Annotated in this window: 12 protein-coding genes; 6 read left to right on the forward strand and 6 right to left on the reverse strand. The window is 71.8% G+C overall.

Annotated features, from left to right (window positions below; genetic code table 11):
- Positions 1–421 precede the first annotated feature (421 nt).
- Positions 422–1,315: an NAD-dependent protein deacetylase gene (locus ACZ7GJ_RS37515; RefSeq protein ID WP_470758397.1), complete on the forward strand. Its 894-nt coding sequence runs from the start codon at positions 422–424 to the stop codon at positions 1,313–1,315.
- 86 nt (positions 1,316–1,401) lie between these two features.
- Here ACZ7GJ_RS37515 and ACZ7GJ_RS37520 read toward each other — a convergent pair whose 3' ends face one another.
- The 3 genes from ACZ7GJ_RS37520 to ACZ7GJ_RS37530 all read right to left on the reverse strand — a co-directional run bounded on the left by ACZ7GJ_RS37520 (position 1,402) and on the right by ACZ7GJ_RS37530 (position 3,204).
- A complete protein-coding gene (locus tag ACZ7GJ_RS37520) occupies positions 1,402–1,788 on the reverse strand; it encodes a DNA glycosylase AlkZ-like family protein (protein ID WP_470758399.1) in 387 nt (128 codons plus the stop codon).
- 169 nt (positions 1,789–1,957) lie between these two features.
- A complete protein-coding gene (locus tag ACZ7GJ_RS37525) occupies positions 1,958–2,371 on the reverse strand; it encodes a VOC family protein (protein ID WP_470758401.1) in 414 nt (137 codons plus the stop codon).
- Between the two features lie 107 nt (positions 2,372–2,478).
- Positions 2,479–3,204: an NADPH-dependent F420 reductase gene (locus ACZ7GJ_RS37530; protein ID WP_470758419.1), complete on the reverse strand. Its 726-nt coding sequence runs from the start codon at positions 3,202–3,204 to the stop codon at positions 2,479–2,481.
- 88 nt (positions 3,205–3,292) lie between these two features.
- Here ACZ7GJ_RS37530 and ACZ7GJ_RS37535 point away from each other — a divergent pair, with 88 nt between their 5' ends.
- A complete protein-coding gene (locus ACZ7GJ_RS37535; RefSeq protein ID WP_470758403.1) occupies positions 3,293–4,252 on the forward strand; it encodes a helix-turn-helix transcriptional regulator in 960 nt (319 codons plus the stop codon).
- An 18-nt stretch (positions 4,253–4,270) separates the two neighbouring features.
- On the opposite strand, the gene ACZ7GJ_RS37540 is transcribed toward ACZ7GJ_RS37535, so the two are convergent.
- Together ACZ7GJ_RS37540 and ACZ7GJ_RS37545 are read right to left on the reverse strand one after the other, a co-directional pair.
- A complete protein-coding gene (locus ACZ7GJ_RS37540; RefSeq protein ID WP_470758405.1) occupies positions 4,271–5,959 on the reverse strand; it encodes an FG-GAP-like repeat-containing protein in 1,689 nt (562 codons plus the stop codon).
- 431 nt (positions 5,960–6,390) lie between these two features.
- Entirely contained in the window at positions 6,391–7,677 is a 1,287-nt protein-coding gene (locus ACZ7GJ_RS37545) for an extracellular solute-binding protein (protein ID WP_470758407.1), read from the reverse strand.
- Between the two features lie 447 nt (positions 7,678–8,124).
- Between ACZ7GJ_RS37545 and ACZ7GJ_RS37550 the strand changes: the two genes are divergently transcribed.
- Together ACZ7GJ_RS37550 and ACZ7GJ_RS37555 are read left to right on the forward strand one after the other, a co-directional pair.
- Positions 8,125–8,364, forward strand: coding sequence for a hypothetical protein (locus tag ACZ7GJ_RS37550; RefSeq protein WP_470758409.1), 240 nt, complete (start codon positions 8,125–8,127; stop codon positions 8,362–8,364).
- 135 nt (positions 8,365–8,499) lie between these two features.
- Positions 8,500–9,954 (forward strand): cytochrome P450, encoded by a 1,455-nt coding sequence (locus tag ACZ7GJ_RS37555; RefSeq protein WP_470758411.1) that lies wholly within the window; start codon positions 8,500–8,502, stop codon positions 9,952–9,954.
- A gap of 108 nt (positions 9,955–10,062) precedes the next feature.
- On the opposite strand, the gene ACZ7GJ_RS37560 is transcribed toward ACZ7GJ_RS37555, so the two are convergent.
- Positions 10,063–10,695, reverse strand: a complete 633-nt coding sequence (locus ACZ7GJ_RS37560) for a TetR/AcrR family transcriptional regulator (protein ID WP_470758413.1) — start codon at positions 10,693–10,695, stop codon at positions 10,063–10,065.
- A 64-nt stretch (positions 10,696–10,759) separates the two neighbouring features.
- On the opposite strand from ACZ7GJ_RS37560, the gene ACZ7GJ_RS37565 reads away from it, so the two are divergent.
- Together ACZ7GJ_RS37565 and ACZ7GJ_RS37570 are read left to right on the forward strand one after the other, a co-directional pair.
- Positions 10,760–12,379, forward strand: a complete 1,620-nt coding sequence (locus tag ACZ7GJ_RS37565; RefSeq protein ID WP_470758415.1) for an FAD-binding oxidoreductase — start codon at positions 10,760–10,762, stop codon at positions 12,377–12,379.
- A gap of 154 nt (positions 12,380–12,533) precedes the next feature.
- Positions 12,534–13,274, forward strand: a complete 741-nt coding sequence (locus ACZ7GJ_RS37570; RefSeq protein ID WP_470758417.1) for a class I SAM-dependent methyltransferase — start codon at positions 12,534–12,536, stop codon at positions 13,272–13,274.
- The last annotated feature ends 123 nt before the right edge of the window (positions 13,275–13,397 follow it).

The raw sequence follows: 13,397 nt of genomic DNA on the forward strand, positions 1-13,397 counted from the left end.
CCACTCACGCGGAGGAGAGGGGTTCGTCGGCGGCTTGTGGAGCGGGGGTGAAACACCCCTGCCGCCTTGCGACTCATCCAGTTCTACAGACGCCCCGACCCCCTGGCAACGACCCCTCCTACTAGCCGGCCTCGTAGCCGCAGGACCTCGGACCCATCGACCGGGGACCGGGGATCCGCGCAGGTGGCGGCGGGTGCCAGGCGGCTCTGGCGACCCCCCGAAAGCTACTATCGCGATTCGTATGTGACGTGGGTCCTATGGGACGGGTCACCTCCGGGGCGCCCGATTCTCACTGAATGTCACGGCTCGTACCCCTTCACAAGGCAGCCCGGGTGGCCGAATTGCCTGGCAATCGGAGGGTTCGAGGGGGCGTGTGAGAACGGGCCTGCGCCGCGGGCGGCCGGTTCCGTACGCTGGCGGCATGCGCATGCGCCCCACTCTGAGCTGGACGCCCGCCCATGACCTGCCGCCCGGCAGCACGGATCCAGAGCCGGTCGCCGAGGCGCTGAGGGCCGGAGGCGTACTGGTGCTGAGCGGGGCGGGGATTTCCACCGAGTCGGGCATCCCCGACTACCGGAGCAGCGGCGGGAGCCTCAGCCGGCACACGCCGATGACCTACGAGGAATTCACCGGCAGCCCCCAGGCCCGGCGCCGGTACTGGGCTCGCAGTCACCTGGGGTGGCGTACGTTCGGCCGCGCCCTGCCCAACACCGGGCACCGTGCCGTGGCCGCGTTCGGCCGGCGCGGGCTGCTCTCTGGCGTCATCACCCAGAACGTCGACGGCCTGCACCAGGCCGCGGGCAGTGAGGGCGTCGTGGAACTGCACGGGAACCTGGCCCGGGTCCTCTGCCTCTCGTGCGGCGCCTCCAGCTCGCGCCACGAGCTCGCCCGACGGCTGGAGGATGCCAATGCGGGCTTCGCGCCGGTGGCGCCAGGGCTGAACCCGGACGGTGACGCCGACCTCACCCAGGAGCAGGTCGGCGACTTCCGCGTGGTCCCCTGCTCGGAATGCGGCGGCGTGCTCAAACCGGACGTGGTGTTCTTCGGCGAATCCGTTCCGCCGGCGCGGGTCGCGCACTGCCGTGAGCTGGTCGACGGGGCGACTTCGCTCCTGGTCCTGGGGTCCTCGCTGACCGTGATGTCCGGGCTGCGGTTCGTCCGCCAGGCGGCCCGGGCCGGTAAGCCCGTACTGATCGTCAACCGGGACGCGACCCGCGGCGACGAGCACGCCGTCACCCGGGTCGCACTCCCCCTGGGCCCCACCCTCACCAGCCTGGCCGGCCGACTGGACACGCCCGTGAAGGGGACGGCCTAACCGTCGGCGAGGCGGCTGAGAGGGGGCCCGGCGGAACTGGGCCGAGGTCCATGACCCCACCGGCCGGGAGCGGCGGATTCGGGCTTTCAGGCGGCGAGGACTCCGAGGACCGTGGCGCTGACGCCCTGGCGGGACTCGTACGGCTTGCCGGGGAACAGGGTCAGCTGCTCGCGCAGGGCGGGCACGCCGGCGGCCAGCTGGGCCGCGGTCGCCTCACCGCGTGCGGCGAGCGCATCCTGTTCCACGGCGGTGTAGTGCCGCCGGTCCCAGCCGAGGGCCTGCGACAGCTTGTCCGCCGCTTCTGTACGGAGACGGCCGGGGTCCTGGGCGGTCGTGGAGCGTACGGCGGGGGCGAGGCGGGCGGGGACGACGAACATGGTGCGGCGCATGCATCGGATCCGTTCCAGCGCGGGCGCACCGGACGGCTGGTCGTAGAGGGCGTGGTCGATGGCGTCGGCCGTGGGCGCGTGCATACGGGCTGCCGCGGCGAGGCAGACGTCGCCGGATCGGTGGCGTGCGGGCCGATGAGGGCCTGGGCCACCTCGTGCGCGGTCCCTGCGCGCGCGGAAGGCACGAGGAGGTGCCGGCGGACGAGGCGGGCACGGCGCTGTTCGGCGGTGATGCGGGGCAGTGCGGTCATGGTCAACGGGCCTGGTGGATGCAGAAGGGCTGTCCGGACGGGTCCAGCAGGACCGTCCAGTGCTTACCGCCCGGCTGGTGGGCGGGCTTGGTGGCGCCCATCCGGAGCAGCCGCTCCTCCGCGGCCCGGACGTCGCCGAACGTCAGGTCCATGTGGAAGGGCAGGTCGTCTTCGGGCCAGCTGGGGGCGGTGAAGGCGGCGGAGGTGTAGAAGAGGTACATCGCGCGGCCGAGGCTGAAGGCGAAGGCGGCGGGTTCGCCTTCGGGGCCGGGGTAGGTCCGGTTCACTTCGGTGCCCAGGGCGGTGGCGTAGAAGTCGGCCAGCTCGCGGCCGTCGCGGGCCCACATCGCATGGCACATGATCGTGCCGTCCAGCAGCGCCGTGCTGGTGCTGGTGCTGGTGCTGGTGCTGGTCACAGGGGGTTCTCCATCTGGGGGCGTGAGGGGCAGGGTGGACGGCGACCCGGCGACCCGGCGACCCGGCGACCTGGCGGCCGGGACGGTGGGGCGGGAGGTCGGGTGGGTCAGCGCACGACCTTGATGCCGAAGTGTCCGCCGAACTGCTGGCCGAGGCCGAAGCCGATGGCGGAGTGCATGTGGGCGTACATCTCCATGCCGCGGGCGCACACCAGCGGGCCGAGGTCGAGGATGTCGGTCCAGCCGTAGGACTTCAGCAGGTCGGTGGCCTGCTGCTTGGCGTCCGCGTGGTCGCCGGCGACGAACATGGTGTGGTCGCCGCTGCCCACGGACTGCGGGTTGACGACGGTGGTCTGCTCCTGGGTGACGAAGCTCTTGACGACCTTCGTGGCGGGCAGGGCCCGCTGGACCTGCTCGCCGAGGCTGTCGGTGTCGCACGGCTCCAGCTTCGGCATGACGCCCCAGGGCGTGGGCCAGGGGTGCTCGCTCTCGTGCTGGTAGACGAAGGGGACGGCGTAGTCGATCAGGGTCTTTCCGGCGAGCCGGTCGGCGATGGCGGTCAGGGCGGCCACGGCGTTGTGGCCGTCGATGCCGTTGATCACGAGCTGGTCGGCGGCGGCGGCCGCGTCGCCGAAGGACAGCAGGGTGATGCCGGGGTGGTCGGCGAGCCACTGGCCGTAGGGCGCGTTGCCCATCATGTCCGGCTCGGTACGGGCCAGGGTGGCCTCGGGGTCACGGGTGCCGACGAAGACCTCGTGCCCGAGTTCGACGAGCTTGGCCGCGTGCGCGCGGGCGCCGCCACCCGTGCCGAGAATTGCGATCTTCGTGGGGATATCTCACGTTTTATCGTGGTCGGGCAGCACCCACATTAGGACTCTTTCAGGACAGCAGCTGTCCTTTGACCCGGTCATAGTTGAGGTCATGACCACCGACATGACGGGCCGGATGCTGCGGCTGCTGTCCCTGCTGCAGACCCGCCGCGAGTGGTCCGGCGCCGACCTCGCCGACCGCCTTGAGGTGACCGTCCGCACCGTCCGCCGCGACATCGACCGCCTGCGCGACCTGGGCTACCCCGTCGACAGCGCCCGCGGCCACGCCGGCGGCTACCGGCTCGCCGCCGGCACCGACCTGCCCCCGCTCCTCCTCGACGACGGCGAAGCCGTCGCCATCGCCGTCGCCCTGCGCACCGCGGCGGGCGGGCTGACCGGCATCGAGGAGACCGCCCTGCGCGCCCTGGCGAACCTCGAACAGGTCCTGCCCCGACGCCTGCGCACCCAGGTCGCCGCCCTCCAGCAATCGGTCGCCGGAATCGCCTGGGAGAGCCGCGGTCCGCGCGCGGACCCGACGCTCCTGGGCCTGCTCGCCGTCGCCTGCCGCGACCACGAGATCGTCACCTTCGACTACACCACCCGCGCCGACGCGACCGCCTCGCGCCGTGTCGAGCCGCAGCACCTCGTGGCCTCCGGCGACCTGTGGTACCTCCTGGCGCACGACACCGAGAGGGACGACTGGCGCATCTTCCGCTTGGACCGCATCACCGGCGCCATGGCCACCGGCCGCCGCGTCCCCGCCAGGGAACTGCCCGGAGGCGACCCCGCCGCCTTCGTCGCCGAGCGGCTCTCCACCGCCCCCACTCGCCACCGGGCCGTCGCCACGGTCCAGGCCTCCGCGGACCAGGTCCGCGCCCGCACCCGCCACCTGGCCACCCGTATCCGCCCCGTCGACCGGACCACCTGCCTCGTCGATGCGTCGGACGACTCCCTCACCCGCATCGCGCAGACCCTGTCCGGCCTGCCCGCGGACTACACCCTCGCCGCGGACCCCGACGTCCTCGACCACCTGCGCGCCACCGCCCGCCGCGCCCTGCACGCCGCCGGCTGAACGCCCGGCCGCGGTCGGTCAGAAGAGCAGCTCGCCCGCCGGGTAGCCGCTGCCGATCCTGACAGCAGGCGCGAGTCCGCCCGCGTCATCGCCCTTCAGGAGGAAGAGGGCGCCGGAGGCGCTCCGGGCCAGCAGGTCGCTCCTGCCGTCGGCGTTCACGTCTCCCGGAGAGGTCATCGCGTCGTAGCCGGTGAGGCCGGAGGCGATCTTCTGCCGGGGGGCGTAGCCGCCGGCCCCGTTTCCCTTGTACAGGTACAGGTCCCCGGCGGAGTCGCGGCCCATCAGGTCGGGCCTGCCGTCACCGGAGAAGTCCCCCGGCGAGAACAGCAGGTCATAGATGCCCCACTTGTATCCGATCCTGACCGGGGAGGCGTACGCGCTGCCCTCGGTGCCGCCGTTGCCACTGTTGCCCGAGTTGCCCGCGTGGAGCCACAGATCGCCGTTGGCGTCCCGGGTTATCAGGTCCGGCTTGCCGTCCTGCGTGAAGTCCCCGGGTGCGACGACGACGTCGTACGGTGACCAGCCGGTGGCGGCCTGGACCCGGGTGGTCCCCGTGTACGCGCCGCTCGCGTCGGCCGGGTAGTGCCACAGCGTGCCGTTGCCGTCGAGGGCGGCGAGGGTCGTGCTGCCGGGTATGCGGACCACCTTCCTCATTCCGTTCCACCCGCTGCCGACCTTGCACGCGGCGGCCAGGGTGCCGTCACCTCGGCCGTCGTAGCGGAAGAGAGCGCCGGAGGCGTCCCTGCGGAAGAGGGCACCGGCGGCGGGGGTGAACGTACCGCAGTCGGCCCAGGAGGCCGCTCCACGCACCATCTGGTGGTCGGAGACCGCGGGGTCCTGCGGGAGGGCGTCGCCCTGGGCGGACTTGAAGTGCCGGGAGCTGAGGAGGAGGTAGTCGAGTTTCCTGTCGTAGTGGGTGGGCTCCCCGGAACGGCAGCGCGGGGCCGTGCCCACCGGGCAGACGGCCGGGTCGAAGAAGTCGGTGTCGGTCTCGTCGGCTTCGATGAAGGTCCCCCGGGCGCCGTCGTTGATGCCCGGGTCGTAGAACTCGCTCAGCGGGGCGGTGCGGGGGCCGGCGTTGAAGTCGCCGCCCAGCACCACGGGTATCCCCTGGTCCTGCCAGGTCGCGGCACGCGCCGCGAGTGCCCGGGCCTCCGTCAGGCGGATGGACGGGTCCCTCCAGTACAGGTGCACCGAGCAGGCCCAGTTCAGCCGGTTCTGTACGTAGTTCTTCACGCACGGGACCTTGATGGGCTCGACCTCGCCGCCCACGGTCAGGTCCAGGTCCAGCACTTCGGTGATCGGGCCCCGGACGAGGACCGCGTTCCCGTAATCGCCGCCGCTGCAACTGGAGTCGGCGCCGGTGAGGGTCGCGCTGTACATGCCGTCGAAGCCCAACGGCCGCAGCCTCGTGAGGATCTCGTCGTACTGCGGCCGGCAGACCTCCTGGAGGAAGATCTGGTCGGCGTTCCAGGTGGAGACGGACGCCTGGGCTACGACGCTGTCGATCCGCTTCTTCTCGTCGTACCCCTTGCCCGGATCGCTGCATTCCTGGCCGCAGATGTTGTAGCTGACGAACCGGAGCGGCGGTGCGGTGGAGGCCGTGACCGTGTCGGCCCGGGCGGGGAACACCATCGCCGCGACGCCGGCCAGGGCGAGGGCGGCCGAACAGACGGCGCCCCAGGGGCTCTTGGAACGTACAGGCAAGACGAACTCCAGTGACGGGAAGACGGCGGGAACCACCTGCGGGGGTGTCCGGCAACCGGCCGGCAGGCGAGCGGACACATCCGTCCGGCGTGGCCGGACACCCAGTTGGTGCCGGCCACGGGGCGCGTGGCGCCCGCGGCGGAGGTCGGGCCGGTGCAGGGCAGAGCCTACCGGTGAGGAACCCGTCGACGATCAAGCACCCTCGCCCACCCGTCGCACACCAAGCCGGCGCTGGAGAAGGTCCGCGTCCCGACGTCGCGACGTCGCGAACTCCGCATACAGAAGGAGGCCGGCGGCTCCGGGTCCCAAACCCGATTGCCCTCGGTACCCGGCACGGTGTGACATGTGGGGCGTCCTCAAGGACCTGGAGTCCCTGCCGTGGAGAGCACGTGCCGGGCGTCGCGACGTCGCGGACATCCGCCAGACACCCCCTAGCTCTCGGCGCTCCGCGCGGCGGCGGCGATGTCGGACAGTACGGTGGCGGGTCGGCCGCCGGGGCGGACGGACTGGCCCATGTCCTGCTTCATCCTCTGACTGACCCCGGCCCAGGACTTCTTGCCCACGGGGTAGAGCCGGGAGGAGGGAAGGGCTTTGAGGAAGACCTGGAGCTGCACCGTGGCGGGGTCGGTGGACCTCATCATCGCCTGATAGCCACTGGTCGTCGCCGGCAGCAGGCCGTACTTGCCGGTGAACGCGGACACGTTCTTCGCCTCGTAGAGGAAGTCGAGGAAATGGCCGGCCTCTTTCGGATGGCCGTTCCTGAACGCCATCGCCCAGTCCGCCACGCCCATCGCCCTCGGCTCCGATCCGTCCTCCGTGGGCAGCGGGACGACGCCCATCTTGATGCCCTTGTCCTGGGCCTGCTTGATCAGGGTGGGGTGGCCGTTGAGGATGCCGACCTCGCCGCCGACGAACGCGTCGAAAGCCCCTTGCCGGTCGAGTCGGCCCGGCTCGACCGGTCCGGTCAGGCCCTGGCCGACGAGCTTGTCCCGCAGGAACTCGAAGGTCTTCACGTTCTGCGCCGAGTCGATCGCATACGCCTCCGCGTCGTTCGTGTAGCCGCCGCCACCCGACAGCATCCACATCATCGACTCGGCCTGCGCCTCTTCCGGCCCAAGGGGCAGTGCGAACGGGGTGCGTACGCCGGAGGCCTTCAGCTTCTTCGCCGCGGCCACCAGGTCGGCCCAGGTGCGGGGCTGCCAGGTACCGCCGTCCTTGCCCATGACGCCCGCGTCGGTGAGCAGGGTCTGGTTGTAGAAGAGCAGTCTGGTGCTGGCGACGAAGGGCAGGCCGTACTGGTCTCCCTGGACCTTCCCGGCGTCGGCCAGCGGCGGGAGGAAGTCGGCCTCGGTCTGGATGGAGAGCAGTTCGTCGGCGGGGTAGAGCTTGCCCGCGTGCGCGTAGTCGGCGTAGGCGCCGATCTGTGCGATGTCAGGGGCACGGCCGTCCTTGACCAGCTGCGCGACCTTGGCGTCCACCGCGGACCAGGACACGACATCGACCTCGACCTTGATGCCGGGGTTGGCCTTCTCGAAGGCGGCGGCGAGACCCTCCCAGTACGGCTTGCTGGAGTTGGACGGCGTTTCGCCGTACTCGGCGGCCACGACCCGCAGGGTCACCCCGCCCGCGGTGGCGCCGGTTCCGCAGCCGGCCAGGGTGAGGGCGGCCAGGCACATGGCGGTGCCGACCGCCGTCAGGCTCAGGGAAGCGCGCTGCACGTGTTGATCCACCTCTCGCGTCACACACCGACTGCTGGGCGTATGGTCTACACCACTGGTGGCGCGTGCCGCATCCCCTCGGACCAAAGCATTTGGAAGCGGGTCCTCCGAAGGGGAGGGCCATGAGGTCGAGTTGGACCGCGGCGATGGGGCGGCGCGGGCGCCCGGTGCCGCTGCGGAGAGCGGGATGGTGGGCTCGGGCTCGCTGCCCGAGATGCCGACCCGCGGGTCGGTGACTAGTATCAGCCGTAGGTGATTGTGGCAACTGCGGGAAACCACCCATGACCCCCAGTGATCTGCCAGAGCATATGGGCGCGTGTCCGCACGCGCCGACGCGGATGGTCCGCGGCCCGACACGGCCGCGTTGACGGCGATCCCGTTCCTCTCTTTCGCAAGGGCCACAAGGGGTTCCCGCGTCCATTTCTCGCATGAGAAGGGTTCAGAACCATGCAAGCACTGAGAGTGAAGCGTCTTTTCGCGGTGTCCGCCATCGGTGTTCTGATGGCCGGTGGCGCCGCCCTCGGAGCCGCAGGTACCGCCTCGGCGGCGACCCCGACCCACTCCACCACCTACGTCACCGGCGGCGGCTGGGACGATGACGACCGCGGGCATCACCACGGCTGGTACGACGACGATGACGACTGGGGTGGGTACGGCCACGGTGGCCACGGCGGCGACGACTGCTGACAACCCAAGGGAGCGCTGTGCGGCCCGTTCACGGGCCGCACAGCGTCATGTCGGGGGGGGTCCGCGACGAGCCCCGGCCGAAAGTCCGGCGACGGGGTTCTGGCGCCCTCGCGGGCGCGCTGTCACCATGCGTGCGTGACCGCCACCCTGCCCAAGCCCCCGGGAAGCGAACGCGGACCGCGCCGGTGGCCCCTGCTCGGGAACCTTCCGGCCTTCGCCCGCGATCCGCTGGCCTTCTTCGAGTCCTTGCGCGACGAGTACGGGGACTGGGTGCCGTGGGCGCTCGGACCGCAGCGCAATGTGCTGGTCTCCCGCCCCGAGCACGCCGGTGAGCTGCTCGGGGCCGTCGAGGGCACCTTCCGGCCGACCGAACTCGGCTGGGCCTTCCGACAGTTGCTCGGCAACGGGGTGGTCGTCGCCACCGGGGACGACTGGCGCCGCAAGCGGGCCCTGGTCCAACCCGCCGTCCGCCCGCGCCAGGTGCGCACCTACGCCGCCACCATGGTGGAGTGCGCGGACGCGCTGTCCCGCAGCTGGTCGACGGGCGACCGGATCGACGTGCACCGGGAGATGGCCGGGCTGACCCAGCGGATCGCGGTGCGCACCCTCTTCGGGAGCGACGCAGCCGGCCGGGAGGCCCCGATCAGCGCGGCGATGGCCACGGCTCAGCATGAACTGGGCGCCGAGTTCCGCGGGGTGACGCTGTTCCTGCCGCCGTGGGTGCGGACCCCGGGGCGGCGTCGGATGCGGGCCGCGGTGGGGGTCCTCGACCGGGAGATCGAGCACGTCATACGCGAGCACGAGGCGGCCGCGGCCGCGGGCGAGGGCCGGGACGACCTGCTGAGCCGGCTGCTCGCGGCCCGCGACGAGCGGGGGCTGCCGCTGTCGCGCACCGAGGTGCGCGACGAGTCGATCACCCTCTACATCGGCGGCCACGAGACGACCTCCACCACGCTGACCTGGGCCTGGCAACTGCTGTCGGGAGCCCCGGCGGCCCGGGAACGCCTGACGGAGGAGCTCGACCGGGTGCTGGGCGGGCGGCTGCCCACGTACGAGGACTACGCGCGGCTCCCGTGGACGCAGCAGGTGGTCAAGGAGGCCCTGCGGATCTATCCGCCGATCTGGCTGATCTCCGCGGTGGCGCAGCAGGGCGCCTCGATCGGCGGGCGGGCCGTCGCGGCGGGCACCTCGGTGTGGACCAGCCCCTGGTCGGTCCACCGGGACGAGCGGTGGTTCCCGGAGCCGGAGGCGTTCCGACCGGAGCGTTGGGACGCGGACGCCCCGCATCCGGTGCCGGAGCACGCGTGGTTCCCCTTCGGCGGAGGTCCGCGGGCGTGCCTGGGCGCGCGGTTCGCCCTCGTGGAGGCGGCCCTGGTACTGGCCGTGCTGGGGCAGCGGTTCCACCTGGACACCGGCGCGGTGCGGGCGAAGGTCTTCCCCGGGCTCACCCTCCAGCCGGCGGAGCCGGTCCTGGCGACCCTGCGGTCGGTCGGCCCGTCAGTGTCCGACCGTGTTCATCAGGATGATCGCCGCCAGGTTCAAGAAGATGACGGTGATGATGCCGCCGAGCGCGAGCCAGGCCCTGCGTGATTCGTCCATGAGGCCACCTCCGACCTCCCGCTATCATCACCCGGTTCCCCGCGGATCACAGCTCGGGCGGACACGCCCGGGCCTGTGAGACCGGCCGCCGACCCCTGGTCAGCCCGCGTGTGCGTCGGTGGTGAGGGTGGCGGCGGCCGCGAACAGCCGGGCGCAGCGCTCGGTCATGGCCGCCGGGGTCTGCTCCGGGTGCTTGACCCACCAGCGGACGAGGGTGGCGACGAGGTCCCGCCACACGTACTTGAGCGCGTCCGCGTCCAGCGGATCGGCGGACCCGGCGGCCCGCAGCAGCTCGGCGGTCCCGCCGGCGGCGAGCCGGTCGATGGCCGACCAGTACCCCGAGGCCCGGCGCACGGCTTCGCCGTCGGGCGGCAGGGAGGTGTCGTACAGGACGAACCAGGCCTCCCGCTGTCCCTCCAGGGCGGTGAAGATGGCGTGCAGCACGCGCAGCGGCGTGTGCGGCGCGGCTGCGTCCGGGCCCATCGCCGTACGGATGGTTTCCAGGAGCCGGTCGCCGACGGGGACCAGGCAGGCGACGTAGAGGTCCTCCTTGGTGCCGAAGTACTGGTGCAGGAGCGTCTTGGTGACGCCGACGCGCGCGGCGATCGCGGGGAGCGAGGCGGCCGCGTAGCCGCGGGTGCCGAACTCCTCCGTCGCGGCCTCCAGCATCTGCTGCCGGCGGTGCTCCCGCGGGACTCCCTTGGTACCGGCTTTCGAAGAGGGGGTTGCCATGAGCCGATATTATCAGTAGGTAATTTACCTCAAGGTAAATTCCTTCCACCTTCGGAGCGCACCCATGGCCGGCACCACCCCGCAGCCGACGTCCCGTACCCGCTCCTGGTGGGGGTGGGGCTGGGCGGACGCCCATCCCGACGACGCGGAATGCGCCGCGATGGGCGCGCTGATCCCCGGCACCCTCGCCCGCCCGCTCCCGGTGCCCCGCGTCCGCGACCTGCACGTCGGCGCCCCCGCGGTCCAGGCACCGCACAGCCTCGCCCACCTGGTCAGTACCGATCCCGCGGACCGCGCCGCCCACGCCATGGGCAAGGCCTACCGCGACGTCGTGCGCGCCCTGCGCGGGCGGCCGGGGCGCATACCCGACCTCGTCGCCCGCCCGGTGGACGACCGGGGCGTGGCCGACCTGCTGGACTGGGCCGGTGATCGGGGCGTTGCCGTCGTCCCCTACGGCGGGGGTTCCTCCGTCACCGGGGGCGTGGAGTACCGCGGCGACGCCCACCGGGCGGTACTGTCCCTCGACCTGACCGCCATGGGCCGCGTCCTGGAGGTCGACGCGGAGGGCCGGGCCGCACGCATCCAGGCCGGCACCCTCGGCCCGAGCCTGGAGGACCAGCTCCGGCCCCACGGCCTCACCCTGCGGCACTTCCCGCAGAGCTTCGAGTTCTCCACCCTGGGCGGCTGGCTCGCCACCCGGGCGGGCGGCCACTACGCCACCGGCCGCACCCACATCGACGACTTCGTGCAGTCGCTGCGCGTCGTCACCCCCGCCGGTACGAGTAGTTCCTGGCGGCTGCCCGCCTCCGGCGCGGGCCCCTCCCCCGACCGGATGTTCCTGGGCTCGGAGGGGGCCCTCGGAGTCATCACCGAGGCGTGGGTCCGACTTCAGGAACGCCCCCGCCACAAGGCATCCGCCTCGGCCACCTTCGCCGACTTCCACGACGGGCTCCGTGCCGTGCGCGCCCTCGCCCAGTGCGACCTCTCCCCCGCCAACTGCCGCCTGCTGGACGCCGGGGAGGCTGCGCTGGCGGGCGCGGACAGCGGTGGCAGGGCCGTACTGGTCCTGGGGTTCGAGTCGGCGGACGAACCGGTGACCGCCCGCCTCGAACGGGCCCTCGACCTGGCCCGCTCACACGGCGGCCGGACGGGAGCACGGTCCGGCGGCGGTTCGGGGGCGGGCGCGGGTGCGGGACCCGGGGACACCGCCGTGGGCGCCTGGCGCGCGGCCTTCCTGCGGATGCCCTACCTCCGCGACGGTCTGGCCCGGATGGGAGCCGTGGCCGAGACCTTCGAGACCGCGGCCACCTGGGACCGGCTCCCCGAACTGATCGACGCGGTGCGCACCGAGGTCGGCAATGCCGCGCTCAAGGCCACCGGTCACCCCGCGATGGTCAACTGCCGCCTGACGCATGCGTACCCGGACGGCGCCGCGCCGTACTTCACCGTGCTCGCCGCAGGCCGCCCCGGCGACGAGGTGGCCTTGTGGGACGACCTCAAGGCCGTCGCGGGCGAGGTACTGCACCGCCACCGGGCCACCATCACCCACCACCACGCCGTCGGGCGCGACCACCGTCCGGGCTACGACCGCCAGCGCCCCGAACCCTTCGCCCTCGCCCTGAGGGCCGCGAAGCGCGCACTCGACCCGAACGGAATCCTCAATCCGGGCGTGCTCATGGACTGAACGAACACTGCACATTTGGAGTCAACTCGGTATCGGTACCGGCAGGTTCGTGCCTTCCGACAATACGGAGTCCCGTGGACGAGCGTGAAGACTTCCTGTCGAGGGCCGCGGCTCGTTCTGAGAGCCGACGCCACAAATCGAGGGGAACGCCACGATGAGTGGTCAGTTGTACGACGGCATTGGTGAAGCATTCGAAGGCTTCAAGACCCTGCCCATCATTCGCTACGCCGAGGTACCGGGCTTCCTCGCCCTGGTCGGGGACGTCACCGGCAAGTCCGTACTCGACATCGCCTGCGGTACCGGATTCTACAGCCGTGAACTCAAGCGCCGCGGGGCGTCGCGCGTCTTCGGATTCGACATCTCCGGGGCGATGATCGACGCGGCCGGTGCCATGGAGCAGTCCGAGCCTCTCGGCATCGATTACGAAGTGGGTGACACGGCCACCCTGCGGGAGTTCGACCAGCCCTTCGACGTCGCCGTGGCCGTGCAGGCGTTCAACTACGCGAGCGACGTCGCCGAGATCGAGCAGATGATGCACGTCATCCGGCGCAGCCTTGTCGCCGGTGGCGAGTTCTACCTGTTCGTACAGAACCCGGACTTCGACTTCACCGGACCTACGCTGGCCAAGTACGGGTTCCTGTGCGAGGCGACCGGCAAGGACAACGAGATCGGCCGGGGGATCCAGCTCACGGCCCTGCTGGAGCCGCCGGTCTCCTTCGAGGCCGTCGTGCCCTCGCAGGCGACGTACGAGCAGACGTTGAAGGCGGCCGGATTCACCGGGATCGAATGGGTGACGCTGGAAGTCTCGGATGCCGGCATCGAGGAGTTCGGCGAGGAGTTCTGGGCCGACTACCACGCGAATCGGCCGCTGATCATGATCCGCTGCACCGCCTGACGGGGACGACGGCGGAGCGGTAGACACGAGCGGGGGGGGGGGGGGGGGGGGGGGGGGGGGGGGGGGGGGGGGGGGGGGGGGGGGGGGGGGGGGGGGGGGGGGGGGGGGGGGGGGGGGGGGGGG

The sequence above is a fragment of the Streptomyces sp. NPDC037242 genome, from assembly GCF_055604165.1.